This is a genomic window from Fictibacillus sp. 18YEL24, from assembly GCF_015903855.1.
In the GTDB taxonomy this organism is placed as follows: Bacteria; Bacillota; Bacilli; order Bacillales; family Fictibacillaceae; genus Fictibacillus; species Fictibacillus phosphorivorans_C.
In genome coordinates this window covers 248,280-271,154 of record NZ_JACZDT010000001.1, presented here as the reverse complement: position 1 = coordinate 271,154, position 22,875 = coordinate 248,280, and the positions used below count along the sequence as shown (strand labels likewise).

Annotated in this window: 20 protein-coding genes and 2 other annotated features; of the genes, 6 read left to right on the top strand and 14 right to left on the bottom strand. The window is 38.8% G+C overall.

Going from position 1 to position 22,875, the window contains the following annotated elements:
* Window positions 1–14 precede the first annotated feature (14 nt).
* Together aroB and aroC are read right to left on the bottom strand one after the other, a co-directional pair.
* A complete protein-coding gene (gene aroB / locus HU823_RS01380; protein WP_197220875.1) occupies window positions 15–1,088 on the bottom strand; it encodes a 3-dehydroquinate synthase in 1,074 nt (357 codons plus the stop codon).
* Entirely contained in the window at window positions 1,089–2,258 is a 1,170-nt protein-coding gene (aroC, locus tag HU823_RS01375) for a chorismate synthase (protein WP_144700430.1), read from the bottom strand. It abuts the gene before it with no gap.
* Window positions 2,259–2,364: 106 nt separating this feature from the next.
* Window positions 2,365–2,576: a binding site (T-box leader), on the bottom strand.
* 315 nt (window positions 2,577–2,891) lie between these two features.
* Between aroC and HU823_RS01370 the strand changes: the two genes are divergently transcribed.
* Window positions 2,892–3,971, top strand: coding sequence for a bifunctional 3-deoxy-7-phosphoheptulonate synthase/chorismate mutase (locus HU823_RS01370; protein WP_066394116.1), 1,080 nt, complete (start codon window positions 2,892–2,894; stop codon window positions 3,969–3,971).
* A gap of 55 nt (window positions 3,972–4,026) precedes the next feature.
* Here HU823_RS01370 and HU823_RS01365 read toward each other — a convergent pair whose 3' ends face one another.
* Complete coding sequence (locus HU823_RS01365; protein WP_144700434.1) at window positions 4,027–4,227, bottom strand: DUF6501 family protein; 201 nt, start codon at window positions 4,225–4,227, stop codon at window positions 4,027–4,029.
* A gap of 156 nt (window positions 4,228–4,383) precedes the next feature.
* Between HU823_RS01365 and HU823_RS01360 the strand changes: the two genes are divergently transcribed.
* Window positions 4,384–5,346 carry a quinone oxidoreductase family protein gene (locus tag HU823_RS01360; protein ID WP_197220874.1) on the top strand — a complete coding sequence of 321 codons (963 nt, stop codon included), beginning with the start codon at window positions 4,384–4,386 and terminating at the stop codon, window positions 5,344–5,346.
* A 206-nt stretch (window positions 5,347–5,552) separates the two neighbouring features.
* Here the strand turns inward: HU823_RS01360 and HU823_RS01355 are convergent, their stop codons facing one another.
* From HU823_RS01355 to HU823_RS01330, 6 genes are all read right to left on the bottom strand, one after another.
* Entirely contained in the window at window positions 5,553–6,527 is a 975-nt protein-coding gene (locus HU823_RS01355) for a nuclease-related domain-containing protein (protein WP_197220873.1), read from the bottom strand.
* Window positions 6,528–6,888: 361 nt separating this feature from the next.
* Window positions 6,889–8,163 carry a 2-oxoglutarate dehydrogenase complex dihydrolipoyllysine-residue succinyltransferase gene (odhB, locus tag HU823_RS01350; RefSeq protein WP_144700440.1) on the bottom strand — a complete coding sequence of 425 codons (1,275 nt, stop codon included), beginning with the start codon at window positions 8,161–8,163 and terminating at the stop codon, window positions 6,889–6,891.
* On the bottom strand, window positions 8,156–11,011 hold the full coding sequence (locus HU823_RS01345; protein ID WP_197220872.1) for a 2-oxoglutarate dehydrogenase E1 component: 2,856 nt from the start codon (window positions 11,009–11,011) through the stop codon (window positions 8,156–8,158). Before HU823_RS01345 ends, odhB begins: the two co-directional genes overlap by 8 nt.
* Before the next feature lie 171 nt (window positions 11,012–11,182).
* On the bottom strand, window positions 11,183–12,118 hold the full coding sequence (gene rarD, locus HU823_RS01340) for an EamA family transporter RarD (protein ID WP_144700444.1): 936 nt from the start codon (window positions 12,116–12,118) through the stop codon (window positions 11,183–11,185).
* 104 nt (window positions 12,119–12,222) lie between these two features.
* Entirely contained in the window at window positions 12,223–13,905 is a 1,683-nt protein-coding gene (gene argS, locus HU823_RS01335) for an arginine--tRNA ligase (protein WP_197220871.1), read from the bottom strand.
* Window positions 13,906–13,951: 46 nt separating this feature from the next.
* Window positions 13,952–14,154: a binding site (T-box leader), on the bottom strand.
* A gap of 47 nt (window positions 14,155–14,201) precedes the next feature.
* The gene (locus HU823_RS01330) at window positions 14,202–14,483 is read right to left on the bottom strand and encodes a hypothetical protein (protein WP_197220870.1); all 282 of its coding nucleotides are present in this window, start codon (window positions 14,481–14,483) and stop codon (window positions 14,202–14,204) included.
* A gap of 86 nt (window positions 14,484–14,569) precedes the next feature.
* On the opposite strand from HU823_RS01330, the gene HU823_RS01325 reads away from it, so the two are divergent.
* Window positions 14,570–15,931: an MATE family efflux transporter gene (locus HU823_RS01325; RefSeq protein ID WP_197220869.1), complete on the top strand. Its 1,362-nt coding sequence runs from the start codon at window positions 14,570–14,572 to the stop codon at window positions 15,929–15,931.
* Window positions 15,932–15,948: 17 nt separating this feature from the next.
* Here the strand turns inward: HU823_RS01325 and msrA are convergent, their stop codons facing one another.
* Both msrA and HU823_RS01315 read right to left on the bottom strand, forming a co-directional pair.
* The gene (msrA, locus tag HU823_RS01320) at window positions 15,949–16,911 is read right to left on the bottom strand and encodes a peptide-methionine (S)-S-oxide reductase MsrA (protein ID WP_144700450.1); all 963 of its coding nucleotides are present in this window, start codon (window positions 16,909–16,911) and stop codon (window positions 15,949–15,951) included.
* 73 nt (window positions 16,912–16,984) lie between these two features.
* Window positions 16,985–17,929, bottom strand: coding sequence for a DMT family transporter (locus HU823_RS01315; protein WP_197220868.1), 945 nt, complete (start codon window positions 17,927–17,929; stop codon window positions 16,985–16,987).
* Between the two features lie 86 nt (window positions 17,930–18,015).
* Here HU823_RS01315 and HU823_RS01310 point away from each other — a divergent pair, with 86 nt between their 5' ends.
* A complete protein-coding gene (locus HU823_RS01310) occupies window positions 18,016–18,840 on the top strand; it encodes a GDSL-type esterase/lipase family protein (protein WP_197220867.1) in 825 nt (274 codons plus the stop codon).
* On the opposite strand, the gene HU823_RS01305 is transcribed toward HU823_RS01310, so the two are convergent.
* Complete coding sequence (locus HU823_RS01305) at window positions 18,822–19,229, bottom strand: group-specific protein (RefSeq protein ID WP_144700456.1); 408 nt, start codon at window positions 19,227–19,229, stop codon at window positions 18,822–18,824. The genes HU823_RS01310 and HU823_RS01305 overlap by 19 nt on opposite strands.
* A 137-nt stretch (window positions 19,230–19,366) precedes the next feature.
* On the opposite strand from HU823_RS01305, the gene proC reads away from it, so the two are divergent.
* Complete coding sequence (gene proC, locus HU823_RS01300) at window positions 19,367–20,206, top strand: pyrroline-5-carboxylate reductase (RefSeq protein WP_197220866.1); 840 nt, start codon at window positions 19,367–19,369, stop codon at window positions 20,204–20,206.
* A gap of 137 nt (window positions 20,207–20,343) precedes the next feature.
* On the opposite strand, the gene HU823_RS01295 is transcribed toward proC, so the two are convergent.
* Window positions 20,344–21,000 carry a GDSL-type esterase/lipase family protein gene (locus HU823_RS01295; RefSeq protein ID WP_197220865.1) on the bottom strand — a complete coding sequence of 219 codons (657 nt, stop codon included), beginning with the start codon at window positions 20,998–21,000 and terminating at the stop codon, window positions 20,344–20,346.
* Window positions 21,001–21,159: 159 nt separating this feature from the next.
* On the opposite strand from HU823_RS01295, the gene HU823_RS01290 reads away from it, so the two are divergent.
* On the top strand, window positions 21,160–21,561 hold the full coding sequence (locus HU823_RS01290; RefSeq protein ID WP_197220864.1) for a hypothetical protein: 402 nt from the start codon (window positions 21,160–21,162) through the stop codon (window positions 21,559–21,561).
* 9 nt (window positions 21,562–21,570) lie between these two features.
* Here HU823_RS01290 and HU823_RS01285 read toward each other — a convergent pair whose 3' ends face one another.
* Window positions 21,571–22,788: a DUF2515 family protein gene (locus HU823_RS01285; protein ID WP_197220863.1), complete on the bottom strand. Its 1,218-nt coding sequence runs from the start codon at window positions 22,786–22,788 to the stop codon at window positions 21,571–21,573.
* Between the last annotated feature and the right edge of the window lie 87 nt (window positions 22,789–22,875).

Genomic DNA, 22,875 nt, shown 5'->3' with positions numbered 1-22,875 from the left:
ACTCCTACTCCTTTTTAAGCCTCTTCTATAAACGAAGATAATTTTTTCTCTAATGATTCTGAAGTAAAAGGTGATAAATAGGGCTTAGCCAAACCGTTCAGAAGCACCATTTGAATCATGCCTTTTTCCGCTTTTTTATCTTTTTTCATTCGATTGACCAGTGAGGGAGCAGATAAGTGCTTCGGGAATGATGGAAAACCTAAAGTTCTTAACCACATTTTTAGTTCTTGTCCTAAAATTTCAGTGTCCTCTTTTAGCGAAAGTGCAAAAAGCATACCTAAAGCTACTGCTTCACCATGGGTGATGCCTTTATATTGAAGTTCCCCTTCTATAGCATGGCCAAGTGTATGACCAAAGTTCAGATAAGCCCGAATTCCTTTTTCTTTTTCGTCTTGTGTAACGATCTCATTTTTGATTTTTATACCTTGTATGAGAGCTTTCTGTAGGGAGTCACCTTTTAGATCATCGATGTTTTTAACGTTCGCACGTAACGAACGATATAGATTTTCATCAGCGATCAATGCGTGTTTAATGACCTCCGCAAAACCAGATCTTTTTTCACTTGCTGGTAAACTAGTTAAGAAGTCTGTCGAATAGATCACCGCTTCTGGTTGATGAAAGACACCGATCATGTTCTTACCTTCAGGATGATTAATACCTGTTTTTCCTCCTACTGCACTATCATGTGCGAGAATAGTAGTCGGAATTTGAATAAAGCGGATTCCTCGCATATAGGTACCCGCCACAAATCCAGCAAGGTCGCCAATCATGCCACCACCAAGTGCAATAACAACAGATGTTCGGTCCAGCTCTTTACTTAAAGCAAAGCTTTGACAAGCCATATAATTCTCAAATGACTTTTGATCATCACCAGCCTGAATCTGAATTGTTTCATGAGTGAAAGCATCGCCAATCACTCTTTGTACGGTTTCTAAATAGAGATATCCAACGTTTTCATCTGTTATGATCAATAGGTTCTTAGGTGAAGGGCTAAGGCTTTCTAAGACTGATTTAAGCTCATCAATTACGTTATCACCTATAAAAACCGGGTAGTTTTTTGAAGGTGTTGTTATGTGAATCGTATTCATTTAAAACACCCTTGCACGTTCTTGGTGCTGAGAGATGTTTTTCTTAATCACTTCCATGTTATCTTGTCCAAATTGATTAACTAGCGCACTTGCGAGCTCCCATGCAACAACTGACTCTGCTACAACACTTGCAGCAGGAACTGCACAACTGTCAGAGCGTTCAATGCTTGCTGCAAAGACTTCTTTTGTTTCAATATCCACGCTGTTCAGCGGTTTGTATAAAGTAGGAATCGGCTTCATCACACCACGAACAATAACTGGCATTCCGGTCGTCATTCCTCCCTCAAAGCCTCCTGCGTTGTTTGTTCTTCTAGTATAGCCGCGTTCGATATCCCAAACGATCTCATCATGTACTTCACTTCCAGGTTTTCGTGCTGCTTCAAAACCAATACCGATCTCAGCACCTTTAAATGCATTGATACTCATGATTGCTGCTGCTAATTTGGCATCTAACTTATTATCATAATGTGTGTAGCTACCCACGCCTACTGGCATACCTTCTACGATTACTTCTACGACCCCTCCAATTGAGTCGCCGTTTTCCTTTGCAGTATCGATTGCTTCCATCATCGTCTTTTCAACATTTTTATCTAAACATCTTACAGGAGAAACCTCTGTTTTTTCGCGAAGTTCTTCTAAAGATTCATATGAAGTATTCTCAGCTACGACACCACCTAGTTCTAACACGTGGCCTCCAACTTCAACTCCAAGCTCTTTTAGTACCTTTTTCGCTACAGCTCCTGCTGCTACTCTTACTGTTGTTTCACGGGCTGAAGAACGTTCTAGCACGTTTCTCATATCTCTATGGTTGTATTTGATAGCACCGTTTAAATCCGCATGGCCTGGTCGAGGTCTAGAGATAACACGTTTCACTTCTGCGTTCTCGTCTTCGAGAGGTTCAGCACCCATGATCTTCGTCCAATGAGTAAAGTCTTTGTTCTCTACTACAAGTGTAATCGGTGAACCAAGCGTTATTCCGTGTCGTACACCACTTACGATCTGAACCTGATCTTTTTCAATCTGCATACGTCTTCCACGTCCATGCCCTTTTTGACGTCTTGCAAGTTCCTCGTTAATATCTTCTGCTACTAGAGGCAAACCTGCTGGTACACCTTCAATGATTGTTGTGAGTTGAGGGCCATGTGACTCTCCTGCTGTTAAATATCTCATTTTCTATTCCTCCTGTTTGCCTATTCTTTATTAAGAAAACTTTTCTAAACCTCGATGATCCAGTTACATTTTTAGTTCTGATAGTACAAAAAAATCCCTGCTAATAAGCAGGGACGAATAATTATCGCGGTACCACCCTGACAGCAAAGACTAGACCTTTGCCACCTTCATTTTGTTAACGGAAATTTTTCCGGCTTTTTTTACAAAAGCTTGCTCAAGAATTGTAATTCGTGAAAGGCTGTGTACTGATTTGCACCACCATCAGCTCTCTAATAACAGGGAACCATTTCACTACTGCTGTTCTTTCATTGCGATTTGTTTTATAAAGTTATAAACAGTTTTAGCACGTTGAAGCGCTGTTGTAAAGGAAATTCATTCATTTTTCTTAAAATTTACATTACCTTCATCTATATGTCAAAAAGCACTTAAAAGAGCTTTAAAATTATTTTAAATCTTTTTTCGCGTAAGTACTTGACATTCTTTTGAAATCCCTTTAAAGTTACAAACAATACTTTATGAGACACACGCTTTAAAGCGCGAAAGTGTCTATGTTACGATGTATATTAATAAGCCTATGAGCGGCCGCGATATAGGAAATAATGACAAGAGTATAAATATGGGGAGGAACCACACATGTCAAACGAATTAGTAGACTTACGCAAACAGATGGATGATATTTCTTTAAAGATTCTAGAGCTTCTAAACGAACGAGGAAACGTGGCACAACAAATTGGAAAGCTTAAAGAAATGCAAGGTGTTAAACGCTTTGATCCTGTTAGAGAGAGAGAATTGCTTGATCTAATCGCTTCTCATAACGATGGTCCTTTTGAGACGTCTACGGTACAACACATCTTCAAACAGATCTTCAAAGCAAGCTTAGAGCTTCAAAAAGACGATAATCGAAAAGCATTACTCGTATCTCGTAAAAAGAAACCTGAAGATACAATTGTAAATGTAAAAGGTGAAAAGATCGGTGATGGCAATCCTCACTTCATCATGGGTCCTTGTGCGGTAGAAAGCTACGAACAAGTGAAGCAAGTAGCAGAAGTCATTGCAGAAAAAGGATTAACTTTAATCCGAGGTGGCGCATTCAAACCGCGTACGTCTCCTTACGACTTCCAAGGACTTGGACTAGAAGGGTTAAAAATTCTTCGTAAAGCAGCAGATGAACATCAGCTTGCTGTTGTGAGTGAAATTCTAAATCCGAACGATATTGAGATGGCACTAGATTATGTTGATGTGATTCAGATCGGCGCACGTAACATGCAGAACTTTGATCTGTTAAAAGCAGCTGGATCAGTGAACAAACCGGTATTGCTGAAGCGTGGGTTAGCTGCGACGATTGAAGAATTCATGTACGCAGCTGAGTACATCTTGGCTCAAGGTAACTCCCAAGTCATTCTTTGCGAACGCGGAATTCGAACGTACGAAAGAGCAACAAGAAACACGCTAGACATCTCTGCGGTACCTATTCTTAAAAAAGAAACGCATCTACCTGTAGTCGTGGACGTAACACACTCAACAGGGCGCAAAGACCTTCTCCTCCCTGCTGCTAAAGCGGCAATGGCGATCGGTGCAGATGCAGTTATGGCTGAAGTGCATCCTGACCCAGCAGTAGCACTATCTGATTCAGCACAACAGATGAACATTCCAGAATTCCACGAATTCATGGATGCTCTTCTAAACAAAGAAAAAAAGAAGATTCATTCTTAATAGAAAGAAAAAGCCTGGCTCACTGAGTCAGGCTTTTCTTTGGTTGCTCTAGAGCTTACCCTTCGAAATATTCTTTGTAGTAACCGCCTATTTTCCCTGTGTTATCTACTACAAAATAAAATTCCTCTGTTTCATTCTTTAGTTCATAGGTTTTACCAGCAGTCAAAGCACGGTTAACCATATATTTTTTTGCATCCGTATGTACACATTTAATCTCGCGAATTGTTTCTCTGTTCGCCCACTCTAAATGAATCATTTAAGTCTCTCTCCTTTAAGAATTGCTTTTGTTAAATCATAATGTGCCCCGCTCTTTCTGTCAAATTCATTCCTTAGAGACTTCTTTCCTAGTATTACATAGATTGTTTCGGTTACTATGATAAAGAAAATATTATAAGAATGGAGATTTACATATATGAAAGCATTGGTTTTTAACAACTTCGGAGGTCCAGAAGTTTTAGAATATCGAGAAATCAAAGACCCAATTATCGGAGCACACGATATTTTAGTGGAAATGAAGGCCATTGGCTTAAACTTCGCTGATGTTTATAGAAGAAAAGGAAATTATCATCTTGAAGGACAGCCTCCTTACATTCTAGGCTATGAAGGAGCAGGAATCGTTAAAGAAGTTGGTAGTGCTGTGAATGGTGTTTCAGTTGGAGATCGCATCGCATTTGCAGATGTACCCGCAGCTAACGCGGAACTCGTTGCTGTCCCTTATGAAAAAGCAATACCTATTCCAGATGGGGTTTCATTTGAATCAGCAGCCTCACTTTTGTTACAAGGGTTGACTGCACATTATCTAACGCGGGATAGCTTCTCCATTCAAAAAGGTGACGTGTCATTGGTTCATGCTGCTGCCGGCGGTGTTGGACAGTTATTGATTCAAATCATCAAGTTGCTTGGCGGAAAAGTTATTGGTTTAACGTCTTCAGAAAAAAAGCGTCAATTCGCTCTAGAAGCAGGTGCTGATTTAGTATTCCTATATAATGATAATTGGAAAGAAAGCGTGTTGAATGAAACTTTTGGCAAAGGTGTAGACGTTGTTTACGAGTCGGTCGGGTCTACGATAATGGATAGTTTTGAAGTAACAAGGATTGCCGGAACCGTCGTATTCTTCGGTATGGCGGGTGGTGACCCTGTGTCCATTGATCCTCGAATGCTCATGGATACTTCTAAGACGTTGACCGGAGGCGATCTATGGAATGTCCTAACCTCACACGAAGAACGTGTAAAGCGTTCAAGCGAGTTGTTTAAATGGATTAAAAATGGAGATGTAAAAATTACAGAAACATCTTTCCCCTTGCTTGAAGGTGAAAAAGCTCATGAATATTTAGAGAGTAGAAAAAGTACGGGTAAGATTTTGTTGATTCCTTAATAAAATATTGGTGTTCCAATTTGGACGGCTGCAGATTGCAGCTGTCTTTTTTATGCATTGGTTGCAGAATGCAAACTTTAAATCGTAGTAATGCGTGTGTTTTGCAACTTTAATTACTTGCAGATTACAAATGATATAAGGATATATATTAGTAGGTTTTTATCTCACTTTTTTTATTAGATTAAAATAATTATATGTTAGTTATGCTATTCAGGAATCGGTAGCTGGTACGTTGCTGAATTAGTAGGTCCGCTCGGAGTAAGATTTATGGATTTCAGAAGGTTTTTCATACAAGTGGATGAATCGATGTGTAAAAAACGTCTTAACGTTTTATTCTTAACGGGGTGATCAAAGATCAGTGCGTAGTCTAGTATTGCTCTTATATGAGCTTCTTTGGACTTTACATTGCACTTAGAACAAACCCAAGTACTTCTCTCTCGCCGCATAGGAATATGATTGCAGTCTGGACAAAAGACTCCAGTGTGAATATCCGTCTCTTTGATGTTATATGTTCTTAATACGTCTGGATTATGCTTTTCGTGTTGTTTTAATAGCTTTGTAGTTAATTTTGAGAGGTCTTTTTTTGAAAGGATTTCTTGATGGGATGTCGAAATGTCTTGAATTTTATTAGCTAGACCCTTAGCACGAATGATATGGGCCGCTTTTTTGCCATAATGGGGTGATAGTGTAATAAAAGATTTAGGATTTGTTAGAACAACGAGGGAATCTAGCGGAATTTTAGGCAACTGGTTTCTTGTCAGCCAGCTTTCGAGATATATTTTTTGTTGTTGGACTTGGTTTACTGGATCAGGGAATGTTTCATCTACCCCATTTTTCGTTCGTTTCATCTGATCGAAGTGATGATCAAAATAAAGGTCACCTGAGAGATTTTTAACTTCGAGCAAAACGCCAAATGAAGAATGAAGGATTAGACAGTCAATTTGAAAATAGTACTTCTTTTCTTTATCTCTTGGAAGTCGCAAGTCATGAAAAATGAGGTACGAATTTTCATCTAAATCGTGCAGATAATAATCTAATGCTACTTCGCCTCTATAGCCTGCCGCGTATTTCGTAAACTCAGTTTTTAATTCACCATATTTCGGGTGACTGGGTATTAATCTCTGGATGATGGAATCCAATTTTAATAATTTTAGGGGCTTAGTACGTGGTTTTTTTATCAAGAAATCACCTCTTGCTTTTTAGTACATATCTCATTCAAGAAAACTGGATAAAAATCCTTTATTTTCAGTAATGATTTGATGATTATTTTCCATTTGGAAATTAGATTGTGCACAATTAAGTCTAATTTGAAAAAATTAAGTCGGAATGAACGTTAATTAAGTCGTTTCGCTCATCAATTAAGCCGTTTTCAGCCACGATTAAGTCTTAATCCAAAAATAAAGGCCATTCGACAAATCCCAAGGACTTACTACCCGGAACACCCATCAGCAGCTGCACACACCACAGCCTCCTTTACAAACCCACAAAAAAACACCCCCTGCAAGCAAGGGGCGTTCCATATCATCATTATATTCCTAAACATTAACCTTCTAAAAGAAGTGATTCTGGATCTTCCAGAAGTGATTTGATCGTTGTTAAGAAGCTTACTGCTTCTTTTCCATCTACAATACGGTGATCATATGAAAGCGCGATGTACATCATCGGACGGTTTTCCATGCGCTCTTTATCGATCGCTACTGGTCTCCATTGAATCGTGTGCATTCCAAGGATACCAACTTGAGGTGCGTTTAAAATAGGTGTTGAAAGCATAGATCCGAAGATACCGCCGTTTGTGATTGTGAAAGAACCACCTTGAAGGTCTTCTAACGATAGCTTTTTAGAACGTGCCTTCTCAGCTAAGTTTCCGATCTCTTTTTCGATACCAGCGAAGCTTAGACGGTCAGCGTTGCGAACAACTGGTACAACTAGTCCTTCTTCTGCTCCAACTGCGATACCGATATCGTAGAATTTCTTAAGAACCATTTCATCCCCTTGAATCTCAGCATTGATTGCAGGGAACTTTTTCAGTGCTCCTACAACAGCTTTCGTGAAGAATGACATGTATCCTAGTTTAACACCGTTTTGCTCATAGAACTTGTCCTTACGACGAGCACGAACTTCATTGATCGCCGTCATATCAACTTCATTAAACGTTGTTAGCATCGCTGCAGTTTGTTGAGCTTCAACTAAACGTTTAGCGATCGTTTGACGTCTGCGGGACATCTTCACGCGCTCTACAGGTTTCTCAGGATTTACCGCTTCAACAGAAGCAGCTGGTTTAGAAGCTGACGCTGCTGGCTTAGATGCCGGAGTAGCCTTCTCCGAGCTTCCACCTTCCGCGTGACGTTTCACATCTTCTGTGCGAACGCGTCCTAGAGGATCGCGAGCATTCACTTCAGAAAGATCGATACCTTTTTCACGAGCAAGCTTGCGAGCTGCAGGAGATGCGATTGGACGGTCAGAAGCTTTCACTTCTTCTTCAGCCGCGTCTTTTTCTACGATCGGCTCTTGTTTTTGTTGAGTTGGAGCTGCCTTTTCTTCCGTTTTCTCTTCTGCTGCTGGTTCTGCAGACTCAGAAGCACCGCCTTCAACGATGGAAGCGATAATATCTCCAACGGCTACAGTGTCACCTGGTTCAACCTTGATATTTTTTAGAACGCCATCTCGCTCTGCACTGATCTCAATGTTAACTTTATCAGTTTCTAGCTCTACTAAATCTTCGCCTTTAACAACTGTGTCGCCTTCTTTTTTAAGCCATTGTGCTACTGTACCTTCTGAAATTGATTCGGCTAATTCCGGAACTTTAACGTCAAACATGTTCACGGCCTCCCTCTCGCGATTGAATGTCTAGTGCTAATGATGTTTGGATGATTTGTTCTTGTTCTTTTTTATAGATGTCTGGTTCCCCACCAGCCGTACTCGAACGTTCTTGACGTCCAATATATGAAACGTGTGCTTTTGGTGCTACAGCACGAAGTTTAGGCTCAATGTATAACCAAGATCCCATGTTCTTCGGCTCTTCTTGCACCCAGATCAAGTCTTCAACGTTTGGATACTCTTTTAACAGAGCATTCATCTCTTCTTCTGGGAACGGATAGATCTGTTCAACACGGACGATATGCATTTCTGTTCTTGCTACCTGATCTTGTTCAAGCGCTTTTTCAAGATCGATCGCAATCTTACCAGAGCAAAGCAAGATTTTCTTCACTTTGTCTTTTTCTTTGCCTAGGCCAGGCTGTTGTAACAATGGCATAAAGTGGTCACTTTCAAATGCTTCAGCCATCGATGCTACTTTCGTGTCACGCAGCAAGCTCTTCGGTGTCATAACAACCAACGGACGAACTTCATCCATAGATAAGAGCTTCGCTTGACGTCTTAGCAAATGGAAGTACTGAGATGCAGTACTTACGTTAGCAACCGTCCAGTTATTTTCTGCACCCAACTGTAAGAATCTCTCTAGACGTGCACTTGAATGCTCAGGTCCTTGACCTTCATATCCGTGAGGAAGAAGCATCACCATACCTGATTTTTGTCCCCACTTCGCACGGCCAGCAGATAAGAACTGATCGAACAGAACTTGTGCAACGTTTGCAAAATCACCGTATTGCGCTTCCCAAATAACAAGGGTTTCAGGTGCAAACACATTATAGCCGTATTCAAAACCAACAACGGATGATTCTGAAAGTGGACTGTTATGAATCGCAAACGAAACATCGATGTCATCCATCGCATGCAATGGAGAAAACTTCTTTCCGCTCTCACTATCGTTCAAAACAAGGTGTCTTTGCGCGAACGTTCCACGCTCAGAGTCTTGCCCGGTAATACGAATCGGCGTTCCATCCTTAAGAATGGAAGCGAACGCTAATGATTCAGCCATACCCCAATCGATCTTTTCACCTTGGAAAGACTTGCGTCTACGCTCAAGGATTCTTTTGATCTTCGGGTAAACGTTAAAGTCTTCAGGGAACTTGAGCATATTCTCTGTAAGTTCTTGAAGATCACTAACTGAGATTGTGGTATCGATATCAGGAAGTGCTTTCGATAACGGATCAGGAAGTCTCGTGTCTTCCAATTTGAATTTTTCTTTACGGCCTTGAACTTTTTCATATTCAGTCTGATGCTTTGTTAATACATCATTTTCAATGGATTTTACTTCTTCTTCAGAAAGTACTCCTTCTTTAACAAGCTGCTTAGCATAAACGTCACGAACTGTCGGATGACTGTTTACTTGTTTATACAATCTTGGCTGTGTTGCAGATGGATCGTCCATTTCATTGTGACCGAATCGACGATATCCGATCAGGTCGATCAGAACGTCTTTTTGGAACTTTTTACGATATTCATAAGCAAGATGTACAGCTGCAATACATGCTTCTGGATCATCTGCATTAACGTGAATGATCGGAATCTCAAACCCTTTTGCAAGGTCACTCGCATATTTCGTTGAACGAGAATCGCCGCTATCTGTTGTAAAACCTACTAGATTGTTCGCGATGATATGAAGTGTCCCACCTGTTTGGTATCCTCTAAGACGACTTAAGTTCAATGTTTCAGCAACGATTCCTTCACCTGGAAATGCAGCATCACCATGAATAAGGATCGCAAAGGCTTTAGAAGTATCTTGAACCGGATAACCTTTTTTGTCACGTGTTTCCTGAGCTGCTCTTGTATAGCCTTCAACTACTGGATCTACATACTCTAAGTGACTTGGGTTATTTGCAAGTGAGATTTTAATTTTATGAGATTGATCTGTTTCAACTAAACGGCTTGCACCTAAATGGTACTTTACATCTCCAGTCCAACCAAAGTTGATTCCTCTCGAACCTTCAGAGGGAATTAGCTCTTTGTTTGGAGAATGATGAAACTCTGAGAAAATTAATTCGTAAGGTTTGCCAAGCACGTGAGCAAGTACGTTTAGACGCCCACGGTGTGCCATTCCGATCAAAGCATGTTCAGCTCCGTCACGGCATCCTTCTTTAGCTGCTTCATCAAGCATAGGTACCAGCATATCAACGCCTTCGATAGAGAAACGCTTTTGTCCAACGAATGTTTTATGAAGGAATTTCTCAAAGCCTTCAACTTCACTCAATCGTGTTAAAAGGTTCTTCTTATCTTCAGCCGAAAATTTAGGATAGTGTTGGCTTGTTTCAACCATGGTGTTTAACCATTGGCGTTCTTCAGTCTCATGTACATGACTGAACTCATAAGCGATGGTTTTGGTATACACTTCCTGAAGCATTTGGATCGCTTCATAGCCGTCTTTAACACTAGATGGCGCTTCTTTCCAAATGAAGGAAGGTGGTATCGCTTTCAAATCTTCTTTTGATAAGTTAAATTCTTTCGGGTCAATATGGTGGTTATCTTTCGGAAATTCCCCTACAGGGTATAAGTTAGCTGCTAAGTGACCGTATGTGCGAATGTTTTCTGCTAATTTTAGTGCAGCTGCTAATTTCTCGAAATCCAATCCATCAAAACTCTGTGCAGTACGTTGATTTGATTCAGAGCCCTCGATCGGAGGCCCCCAAGCATCAAATTTCTCTTTGAATGAACTGTCAACAGATTCCGGATCCACACTATATTGATCATATAGTTCAAGGATGTAGGCCATATTTGGTCCACTTAGTCCCTGCCAAGGATTTTCTGATTTGGAACGTTGATGACTCATCTTTTGTTCCCTCCTGCTTCCCTTTGTAAGTATTGTGCTGTTGCTGTTAACAGGTGATTCATCATTTCTCGCCATTGAATTTTTCCCTATTTAAAGCGCTCTCAAACAATGAATGAAAAGAACCTTATCATTGATAAGGTTTCAACTGTAACAATGGTCATTGCCATTATACTATATTTTCGCAGAAAGTGAATTTTGTTTTTTACGATTTATGAGATAATTTGCCCATTTTGTTTTGCTGACCGTAAAAATAAGGAGTGCAACCCATATCATGGTGAATGAAATGACATGAATCTTACTGAATGTTTCCTGATACAAAAATACACCTAAAACGAGCATGATTGTAGGAGCAATATATTGTAGAAAACCGATCATCGTCATCGAGATCCGCTTTACACCTTGCGCAAAGCAAAGTAAAGGTACAGCTGTAACGAGACCTGCTCCCCAAAGAAGCAATGTCGTAGAAGTGCCTCCAGAGATAAATGATGCCTCCCCGTTCCATTGAAGATAGACTAAATAAAGTAACGCTAATGGGAAGACAAACATCGTCTCAAATGTTAAACCTGTTAGCGAGTCAAAACTCCCAAGTTTTTTTACAAGTCCGTACAGGCCAAACGAAAGCGCTAAAGAAACAGCTACCCAAGGAAATTCTCCATGTTGCCATGTTAATAGAAAAACACCGCAAGCAGCTAACAAAAAGGATATGAGCTGCCAGCTGTTTAATTTTTCTTTTAAAACAAGCATGCCTAAAATCACACTAACGAGCGGATTAATATAATAGCCTAAACTCGCTTCAACGACATGATCAGTATTAACCGCCCAGATATACATGACCCAATTTCCACTAATTAATAGCGAAGCAGTCAACACGGATATAAACTGCTTTTTTTGACTAAAGAGCACTTTCACATCTCTTATGAGTGTCTTTTTCTTTTTCAATAAGAACATAACCGCGATCATTAAAAGAAATGACCATAGAATGCGATGTGCTAGGATTTCCACAGAACCAGCGGATTGGAGTGGCTTCCAATATAGCGGAAGAAATCCCCATATTAAATAAGAAAAAGCGGCATACCATATACCCTTCGTATGTTCATTTAATTTCATTGTCCGTTCCTCGATCCCATATTTTATATGAAGTTATAAGATTATATAACGGAATCTAGATGGTTAGCTACTAAATAAACTCTGCAGCAAAATAAAGGGTAACTTTACATTTTATTCGGTGTTTGCACGCCTAATAATCGTAATCCTTCTTTCAGGACGATCTGAACTGCTGCACAAAGTGCTAATCGTTCTGGCGTTTCTTTACTATCTAAGATTTTTACATGAGCATAATAATGATTGAACTTATGAGATAGTTTTAAGACATATTTTGAAATAATAGAAGGTTCTTTTCTGTGAAACGCTAGTTCAACAACTTCAGGAAACTCGCTTAATACAGATAGAATTCCCCAGCTTTCAGATCCGATGGAGAACTCTTGTGGAACATTTCCGGTAAAGTTCCCTTTGTTTAATAATGTTTGAATTCTAGCTGCTGTATACTGTACATACGGCCCTGTGTCGCCCTCGAATTTAAGCATCATCTCAAGCGAAAATGCCACATCATTTCCCTTTTCATTTTTCAAATCATGAAAGATAACAGCCCCCACTCCTACTTGACGAGCGACAGTCGCTATTTCATCGAGTTCAGGATTCTTACTTCGAATATTTTGTTCTGCTAACTTAACTGCTTCTAAAATAACTGTTTCTAATAGGACTGTTTTTCCTTTTCGAGTACTCATCTTCTTACCGTTCTGTAAAATGAGCCCGAATGGAACATGGTGCATGTGATCTGCCCAATCATGTCCGAGCTTTTTCAGGACTCGTTTCACTTGTTCAAAATGTAGAGATTGTTCGTGACCGACAACATATAATGCTTCGGTAAAGTCATATGTGCTCTTTCTATAGATAGCAGCTGTAATGTCACGAGTGGCATAGAGAGTGGCACCGTCTGTTTTTTTGATTAAACACGGTGGTAGATCATCACCTACCCTTACAACCTGAGCACCTTCTGAGAGTTCTAACAAATTCTTTTCTTGCAGTGCTTTTACAGAAGCATCCATCTTATCGTTAAAATAGGCTTCACCGTTATAGGAATCGAATCGGACATCCAATAACTCATAAATGTTCTGAAAAGCCTCTAAAGATACTTCTTTAAACCAGATCCAAAGTTCTTTAGCTTTTGGATCATGATCTTCTAATTTCTTAAACCACATTCTACCCTCATCATTTAACGAAGGGTCTCTTTCAGCTTCTTCATGAAAACGTACGTAAAGTTTAGTCAGCTCTTCGATCGGATTATTTCGGACTTTATTTTCCTCGCCCCACTTTAAATAAGCTGAGATCAATTTTCCAAACTGAGTTCCCCAATCTCCTATATAATTTATTTTAACTGTCTGGTAGCCGCATTTTTCGCTGATAGCAGCTATTGAGGAACCGATTACAGTTGAGCGTAGATGTCCCATAGAGAACGGCTTTGCGATGTTTGGTGAGGAAAGATCTAAAAGAATCGTTTTTCCATGACCGAAACGATGGTCTGCATAAGCGTCCTTCTCTTTTAAAATTTGAGTCAGCAGCGATAGAGCTTCTGCTTTTTTATTTAAAAAAACATTTACATAGCTCCCCACTGCTTCAATTTTCTCAAACTCACCTGAGATGTTTCCTTGAGCTAACTCTTTTGCGATTTCATTTGGGGATTTCTTAAAGATCTTAGCTAACTGAAAACATGGAAATGCAAGATCACCATGTTGGATCTGTTTAGGCTTTTCTATAGAGACTTCAATTTGTTCAAATGTTAAGTCAGTACCAATGTGATCTTGTAAGTAAGCTGCAAATAAATGTTTTCCGTTCATTCGTTTCCCTCCCTAAAATAAAAAAATCCGCCCCTTCTAAATTAATAGAAGAGACGGATATTAACCGCGGTACCACTCTCGTTGCCAAAAGGCCACTTGACTTGTTAACGGGAAGTCCCGGTCTGCTCTACTTCGTTTCAAGCAAACATTTCCAAAGTGCGCTTCGTCTGTAAGTAGTGCAAGGCTTACACCGATTCCTTGCTCGCTATGAACATCCTTACAGAGTACTCTCTTTTTCATAAATGATCTGAGTTATAGTTTTTCATATTATATGAGGGCAAAAACAAAAAGTCAACTTATTCCTTATTATCAAAATCCAAGTAATCTCTCATGCGTTTAATGTATCTTTTTAACCGAAATAACGTTTCAGTACGTAAATATTTTGAATTAAAAGCCGCCGTAACTGCTGGCACTGATACAAAAACTCCATGTTCTGTAACTCTGACCGGTATTACGCCTGTATAAATTGTTTCCCCACTCGTTTTATATAAAAGCTCTGTTGATACCAGTACAATCTTTTCTTCGTTTTCCTCTCCTGGCAGAACAGATTGAACTTCAAAAAGAAATTGAACACTCATAGTTTCTCCTTCACGTATATTAGTTATGTTTTATGATATAATGCATTGTCTCGAATTGACAGTTTAATACTAAAGGAAGTATGCATATGATACAGACATATTCGTTAAGAGATAAATACAAAAACTTCTTAATCCTTGTTATTCCAGTCTTGATCACTCAGTTAGGTTTATATGCCATGAATTTTTTAGATACCGTTATGAGCGGAAGATCTGGGGCTGATCAACTTGCAGGTGTAGCCATCGGATCGAGTTTATGGGTTCCTATCTTCACTGGACTAAATGGTATCCTAATGGCATTAACACCCATCGTATCACAGTTAGTAGGGGCTAAAAACACAAAAAATGTACCTCGATCAGTTATGCAAGCCGTCTATTTATCAGTCGTAATATCCGTGATCGTTGTTGCATTAGGTTCAATGGTTTTAGACCCTATTCTAGGAGCGATGACTCTTGAGAAAGAAGTGGAGCACGTTGCAAGAGGCTATTTAATCGCACTCTCTTTCGGGATCATGCCGTTGTTTTTATACGGAGCACTTCGATCTTTTATAGATGCGCTTGGTCAAACTAGAATTACAATGTTTATTACTCTTGTCGGACTACCCGTAAATGCGATCTTTAACTACCTATTTATTTTTGGTAAAGGTGGTTTTCCAGAATTAGGCGGAATAGGTGCAGGTGTTGCAACAGCTATAACGTATTGGGTAACCGCAGTTTTTACCGTGATAATTGTCGTTAAAGTGAATCCATTTAGAGGATATAAACTGTTTAGAAACTTCTATAAACCTTCTTTGACCGCTTGGAAAGAACAGTTGAAGATCGGGGTCCCAATTGGTCTTGCCATCTTTTTTGAAGTAAGTATATTTGCGGCCGTTACATTGTTAATGAGTGATTTTAACACGATAACCATTGCTGCTCACCAAGCCGCACTCAACTTTGCTTCGTTCCTGTATATGCTGCCGCTAAGCATCTCTTTTGCACTTACGATTGCAGTTGGTTTTGAAGTTGGTGCGAAACGCTTTAAAGATGCAGCACAATATAGCTATATCGGAATTGTAACGGCGGTTGGATTTGCCCTAGTTCTTTCAGGCCTTTTAATGATTTTCGATGAACAAGTAGCAAGCATGTATTCAAACGAAGAAGAAGTTATTCAACTGACGACTTCGTTTTTATGGTATGCGGTGTTCTTTCAACTGGCGGATGCTATAGGAGCTCCGATACAAGGTGCGCTAAGAGGCTATAAAGATGTAAATGTGACCTTTATGCTCTCATTTATCTCATATTGGGTGCTTGGTCTACCGGTAGGATATTATCTCGCTAATTTCACAACTCTTGGTGCCTATGGTTATTGGATCGGATTAATATCAGGTCTAACAGCTGGAGCTATTATTCTATTTACGCGATTAAAATACATTCAGTCCCATTCTTATTCCTCTTCTGAACAAAAATAAACCAGCTTTGAGCTGGTTTATTTTTGTTCAAACAGAGTGAGATATTCTCCGTATCCTTTTTCTTTTAGTTCGTTCTTAGGAATAAAACGAAGTGCTGCAGAATTTATGCAATATCTTAATCCTCCTCGATCCCGAGGACCATCAGTGAATACATGTCCTAAATGAGAATCTGCATCCTTACTTCTTACTTCCGTTCGGATCATACCGTGAGACAGGTCTTCTTTTTCTTCCACGGTAGATGAACGAACTGGCTTTGTAAAACTCGGCCACCCACAGCTGCTATCAAATTTGTCTAAAGAACTGAAAAGAGGTTCCCCAGAAACGATATCTACATAAATACCTTCTTCAGTATGATTCCAAAATTCATTTTGAAAAGGAGGTTCAGTTCCATCGTTTTGTGTAACGTTATACTGCATAGGATTTAGCGTCTTTAGTATTTCTTCTTTTTGCCCATTGTCTACCCAATGTGATTTGATAAAGACATCTCGACCTGAGCCTTGACGATAACGTTTGTAATGAAACGGATTCTTTTTGTGATAATCTTGATGATATTCTTCAGCCGGATAGAATGTATCAGCTGGTAAAATTAAAGTTGCGATAGGTTTGTCGAATCGGCCGCTCTCTTCAAGTTCCTTTTTTGATTTCTCAGCAATCGTTTTTTGTTCATCATCATGAAAGAAAATGGCAGTGCGGTAGGAATCTCCACGGTCGTAAAATTGTCCTCCAGCATCAGTAGGATCAATTTGTTTCCAAAAAACAGAGACGATTTTCTCATACGAAATGATGGATGGATCAAATGTAATTTGGACTGCCTCAAAATGGCCAGTTGTTTCACTGCAGACTTCTTTGTATGTCGGGTTCTCTTTGTGACCACCTGTATAGCCCGATTCTACAGAAATGATACCTGGCCACTCTTCAAATGGTGTGACCATACACCAAAAGCATCCTCCAGCAAAAGTAGCTTTTGCATAGTTACTCATAAAATCAATCTCCTTTTTTCATCTGTTTGTTTCATCATATAAGAATGTCATACAAAAGCATAGAAATAGGCTCTTACCCTTTTTTTACAATGGGACCTGATGTGACTGGCGGCTTGATCGGTGCAGGGGGTGTTCGTTTATTTTGTTTTCGAGTATTTTGCAAGAAGTAATACAGTCCCGCTAATACGATAGCACCGCCACTCCATTGGGAAAGAGTTAGTGATTCATCAAGAAACATGTATGCTAACAATGTAGCCCCTACAGGTTCACCTAATATTGCCATTGATATCGTAGCAGCTGTTACATATTTTAATAGCCAATTAAACAATACATGTCCAAACACAGTTGGTATGATGGCAAGCAGTAAAAAGATTCCCCAATCCTTCTCAGGATAACCAGTCATCGGTATATCTAATGTTAGATTGTAGATTCCAAATACAATGACCGCTACAAGAAATACCGAAAAACTATAAAGCGTTGCAGGAAATGTCTTAAGAAGCTTTTGGCCGATCAACATATGGGCCGCAACTACAATCGTGCCTAAAATAGATAAAAGATCTCCTTGTATATGCTTTGTGGAGATGCCAATGTCTCCCCACCCAATCATTATTGCGCCGATGATTGCAACCATCATCCCAATGATCGCAGCTTTAGACGTTTTTTCCCGAAATGCTATGTATGCTCCAATCATTACAAAAACAGGCTGTAGGGAAAGTAATATCGTTGAACTTGCTACGGTAGTTAACTTTAATGATCCCATCCAGAATAAAAAATGAAGAGCTAGGAAGGAACCCGATAAAATTAGTAAAAAGGTTTCTCGCCAATTGATCTTTTTCAAAAATCGTGCTTGTTTCCAAACAAACGGCAACATCATGATTAAAGTAAATAATAATCGATACATCCCTTGAACAGAGACCGGAGCATCTGACCACTTAACAAAAATGGAAGAAAATGATATTGCGATAATCCCTATTATTAAAGGGATAAGAACAGGTATCTTTAAAGAAGTGTTATTCAAGTTGTCACCTTTCACTTTCTAGGCATATTTATGATATTATCTATAACTAATACTTTTATAAAAAACTCTTATACAGGAGGGTATATATGAAAAAAAGATATATCATCTCCTTGTTTATTTTGCTGTTGGTCATAAGTGCAGTCGGATGGTACTACTATCCACAATATAAAATAGCTCAAATTAAAAAAGAATCTGTGATCAATCAGGACGGTCCTTCGGATCCTAAGCAGATCACTTATCTTGATTATCTGAAAAAATCTCCAAAGTCCACATTGAATCACCTCGTACTCGGTGATTCTGTTGCTGAAGGTAGAGGCTCTGAAGAAGGCGGTTTTGCCAGTAAAGTTAATGAAAATCTTCAGAATTTAACAGGTAAAACCATCATTCTCGAAAATCAGGGTGTTTCCGGTTTCACGAGTCAAGGCTTATTGAATCAATTGGAGATTCCAACCGTTCAACAATCTGTTGAAAAAGCAGATATGATTTCAATCAATATCGGCGGTAATGACCTCGTACAAATAGCAAAAAAACAAGGTCCTTTAAAAGCTATACAGAGTTATGATGATGTTAAAACGGAGTATCAGCAGAATTTAAATGACATTTTTGAAAACATCAGAAAACATAACCCGAATGCAATAATCGTTTTGAATGAATTATACAACGTTGTGAATGCTGAGCAAAAATATTACCCAGCTACTGAAAAACTTTTAAATGATTGGAATTTAATCGCTTACGAAACAGCACTTACACACAAACCTGCCCTGGTTGTTCCTGTTAGTGATGCCCTTCAAACTGATGATATGGATAAATGGCTTTTTGATTCCATCCATCCAAATGAAGAAGGGTACGATCGAATTGCAAATAAAACCGTTACAACCTTTCAAAATCAATCTTATAAAGAGAAACAATAAGGTACAGAAGAGCTGCATAATGCAGGCAGTTCTTCTACTACCCCATTCCAATGTATGATCTCTGGCAGATAATAAAATGTAGTAGCTTCTGTTAATTTTTCCAGCATACCTTCTGGGTCGTACAAGATTACGGTTTTCTTATTTCCCAAAGCAATGCCAAGCTCTGTATGACACCCTTTTCCACCAGGTAATACTACGATCGTTATATCCGCTGCCATTACGGCTTCATATTCTTTAATTCCTATTTCAGCTAAATCTTCTTTCGTCTCAGCCCTATCATTTAGCGTCCAATCATAAGTCAGCTGCCATTTAAAATTCTTTTGTAGGTCATTCCCTATCCTTTTTACAAGTTCTTTATTTTGAAATCCTGAAGCGACGTAAAATTTCATCCAAGCTCCCCCTTTTATTTCCTTATGTAAAAATCATATTACAATCAGATAGAAATGAACATAACGACTTGCATATATTTGTGAAGATGTTAACATAGTACTTTATAAATAAGTAAAATCATTGAAAGAGGGGTTGCATGTTAAAATACAGAAATATTACGTTTATTGGTGCAGGTTCAATGGCAGAAGCAATGATTTCGGGGTTGATCAACAAAGCTGGAATTTCTCCTGATCGAATCATAGCCGCGAACCACACGAATGAAAACAGAAGATTAGAACTAACTAACAAATACAACATTACAACAACTTCAGTTCGAGAACTCTCATTAACAAACACAGACGTGATTATTCTTGCGGTAAAACCAAAACAAGCGGAAGAAGTACTTCAACAACTCAGACCCGCTCTTCAAGATCACCATGTCATTTTATCCGTTCTTGCCGGAATATCCGCATCGTATATAGAGGAGATCATCGAAAGATCTTTGCCTATTGTTCGCGTGATGCCTAATACTTCTAGTATGATTGGTGAATCTATCACAGGTATTAGTGCCGGTAAGTATGTGAAAAATGAAGATTTGGATTTAGCTCAAGAATTATCGAAAGCAATCGGTAAAGTGAAAATTATTTCCGAAAAACAGATGGATGTTTTCACTGGAATAGCCGGTAGTGGGCCTGCTTATTTTTATTATCTGCTGGAACATATGGAAGATGTAGCAGTAGAAAACGGACTCGATCGTGAACTAGCGCGCGACATCGCTGCACAAACTCTTTACGGCGCAAGTAAGATGGTGATGGAATCTTCTGATTCACCTGCTGAACTAAGAAAGAAAGTGACTTCACCAAACGGTACGACAGCTGCAGGTCTAGAAGCACTTGCAGAGAATGGCGGTGGTGTTGCCATTGAAAAAGCAGTAGAACATGCTGCAAAACGATCAAAATCACTCAGAAAAGAATTTGAAAAAGTTCCTGTTATGTAAAGAAAAATTCCGGAGAGGAGCTGTCATTAATGTGGCAGCTCTTCATTTTTTTGTTTATTTGCTGATTTTATCTTTTTAAAAAAAATATAAACTTACGGTACGTGAAATTTTATTGAATATGAATATAAAACATCTCGTCATTCAATTTCAGGGAAACCTAAATCAAACAAAGAAACGGCTATGACTTGATAGCCTTTTTTGTTTGGATGAATCGTATCAAAACATACGAGCTCACTCTCTCTACCCATAAAGACACTGTATAGATCTGCTACTTTCACATATGGCATCTTCTCATAGCTTTTGATCAAATCATTAAACATGTTAACCCATTGCATGGCTTTACTCCATTTAAAATACGGGTTATACAGCGTGCATATTCTGATAATAAACGGCTCCGTTGAATTACTTTTTAATTTATAGATCTTCTTAAAAATTTTGTTGAGATTTTTTTTGCAATTTTTAAGGGCCAGGTAGATCAATTCTTCTTCTTTCGTAAACATATATTTAAAAGCCGCTTGAATAAGATCGTTCCCACCAGCTGTGATTAGTATGATCTTAGAATCCTTGATCGACCGTTTGATCTCTTTGTCTTTTAGGGAATTTAATATTTCTTCAGATGTTGTTCCTGTTACTGCGAAGTTTTTTACTAAGATATGCTTATCAAAAGTGGTTTGTGTGAAGTTTACATATCTTCCAACATATCCTTTACCAAACACTGGTGCCCCTACTCCAACAGTTAAGGAATCACCTATCGCTGTTAACAACCATTCATATGAAGTATGATCACTAGACATAAATCCCTTATCCTCCTTTTCGAAGCACACATTTCTATTATTAAAATATGATGTGTTTTAAATTTGGACAGGGCGTTTTCATCAGTTCCAAGAAAGGGTTATGTCCCTTTTTCGTTCGTTGAATATACATATATAGAAACTATTATGAGGTGATTTTTTTTGAAAGAGAAATCTGTAAGAATGTTCCCATATGGCGGATACGACCCTTTTACTACACCCACTGCAAAGGGATATGCAAATAGCCAAACGGTACCCGGCAGACCGCCATACGCACCTGCAGCTCAAGCTCCAGCTATGCCACAGCAGCAATATTCACAAGGATTCACTCAACAGCCTTTCATGCCGTATATGATGCCGATGATGCCTCCTGGTGGGATGCCGCATCCAATGATGCAAGGTATGCCTTTTAATCAGCAGCAAACGCAGGGCAGTCAAAGTTCAATGGGCATGATGCCGAACAGTCAAGGATCTGGTCTTAACTTCGGAAAAATGATGGGCGGAGCTAATCAAGTTATGGGCCTTGCACAGCAAATGGGCAACATCCTTTCCTTCTTTAAATAGAAGCCTTTATCAAAGGTTTCTATTTTTTTTGAGCAACTTATAATATCGATTGAAAAGAAACACAGACTCAATTTTGTGAAGACCAGACCAATACGTCATCCATGTTAAGGGAGAAGGTTTATTCAGTAACTTCATCTTCTCTAATACAAACTCTTCATCTTCAAACCAATTCGAACCAAGATAAGGTCCATTAAAGCTGTACTTCCATACATCTAGAAGAAATGGACTATATATTTTCGTGTTATTCTTCACTTTGAAAAAAGATAGCTTTTCTTTAGGAAACTTTTCAAGAGAAGTATTGAAAGCTGTAAAACTATCATCATCATAATCACATCGCGATCCAGTATGAGGAAATGTATTTGCAAAGCTGTGTATCTTTTTAACAAATTGCGGCTGAAATAATGTGGCATATAAGTTTTGTCCTAATCGAATTCTATCGTCTAGATCTTTAAAGTGGTTCATGTTTCTTCCTATCGAATGTTTCAACGGCCATGTAGGAAACAAAATTTGAGAAAGTCTCAGCCATTCTTGCAGTCTATATGTGAAAGAATTTAATAATTCTTTATACTCTTCTGTTTGAACAAGTGATTTTTCAATATGACTTTGTTCATTAATAATTTGTGCGACAGGTAATAAAAAGCTCTGATCTTCTCGGCTTATATAAACCTCCCAAACTCCTTCAATAAAAGGAGAAATTTTAAAATTAGAACTAAGATGAAACAGAGATATCCCCCTTTTTTTACTCTCTTCGTATAGCAGCAATTGAGGATAAGCATCCTCAAAGATCATACTGTTCCCTTTTTCTAGCATATCGTACAATTTTATTAGAAATGTTTCTTCAAGAATATGTGGTAAGAACTCCCCTTTTAGATCACTCATAAAATAACCAGCGTTTCTAGAAACCATATGTGCTAAAAATGACCATGTGATCTCAGGATGTTTATTATAGAACGTTAAATAAGCTGCAGTACGTGTAACATTATTCTTGTTAAAGCGTTTAGTATCTGCTCTGATTCTTTGAACGAGCTCTTTGCTATTGCTATGAAGATTTATCTTAACTTCTCCGTTTCTTCTTTTTATTCTCTTCCATTCATCTTGAAGCAACGTCCTCTCTTCTTTACTTAGTTCCCAAATTACTTTTTCTCTATGAAAAAACGGAATGGCGTTTATAACCATTTCGAACGGGATGAGTGTTAACTTTGTCAATAACCGTTTTGAATCAGCCACTCTTAACACCCTCCTTTTCTTTAAATGTATGAGAAAAGGAAAGCGAAAAACACCCTTTCCATTGTAAAGGGTGTTTGTTCATTGACT

Excerpts from the sequence above, each read along its gene's own strand:
- aroB (WP_197220875.1), bottom strand. The coding sequence starts at position 1,088 with ATGAATACGATTCACATAACAACACCTTCAAAAAACTACCCGGTTTTT.
- aroC (WP_144700430.1), bottom strand. The coding sequence starts at position 2,258 with ATGAGATATTTAACAGCAGGAGAGTCACATGGCCCTCAACTCACAACA.
- HU823_RS01370 (WP_066394116.1), top strand. The coding sequence starts at position 2,892 with ATGTCAAACGAATTAGTAGACTTACGCAAACAGATGGATGATATTTCT.
- HU823_RS01365 (WP_144700434.1), bottom strand. The coding sequence starts at position 4,227 with ATGATTCATTTAGAGTGGGCGAACAGAGAAACAATTCGCGAGATTAAA.
- HU823_RS01360 (WP_197220874.1), top strand. The coding sequence starts at position 4,384 with ATGAAAGCATTGGTTTTTAACAACTTCGGAGGTCCAGAAGTTTTAGAA.
- odhB (WP_144700440.1), bottom strand. The coding sequence starts at position 8,163 with ATGTTTGACGTTAAAGTTCCGGAATTAGCCGAATCAATTTCAGAAGGT.
- HU823_RS01345 (WP_197220872.1), bottom strand. The coding sequence starts at position 11,011 with ATGAGTCATCAACGTTCCAAATCAGAAAATCCTTGGCAGGGACTAAGT.
- rarD (WP_144700444.1), bottom strand. The coding sequence starts at position 12,118 with ATGAAATTAAATGAACATACGAAGGGTATATGGTATGCCGCTTTTTCT.
- argS (WP_197220871.1), bottom strand. The coding sequence starts at position 13,905 with ATGAACGGAAAACATTTATTTGCAGCTTACTTACAAGATCACATTGGT.
- HU823_RS01330 (WP_197220870.1), bottom strand. The coding sequence starts at position 14,483 with ATGAGTGTTCAATTTCTTTTTGAAGTTCAATCTGTTCTGCCAGGAGAG.
- HU823_RS01325 (WP_197220869.1), top strand. The coding sequence starts at position 14,570 with ATGATACAGACATATTCGTTAAGAGATAAATACAAAAACTTCTTAATC.
- msrA (WP_144700450.1), bottom strand. The coding sequence starts at position 16,911 with ATGAGTAACTATGCAAAAGCTACTTTTGCTGGAGGATGCTTTTGGTGT.
- HU823_RS01310 (WP_197220867.1), top strand. The coding sequence starts at position 18,016 with ATGAAAAAAAGATATATCATCTCCTTGTTTATTTTGCTGTTGGTCATA.
- HU823_RS01305 (WP_144700456.1), bottom strand. The coding sequence starts at position 19,229 with ATGAAATTTTACGTCGCTTCAGGATTTCAAAATAAAGAACTTGTAAAA.
- proC (WP_197220866.1), top strand. The coding sequence starts at position 19,367 with ATGTTAAAATACAGAAATATTACGTTTATTGGTGCAGGTTCAATGGCA.
- HU823_RS01295 (WP_197220865.1), bottom strand. The coding sequence starts at position 21,000 with ATGTCTAGTGATCATACTTCATATGAATGGTTGTTAACAGCGATAGGT.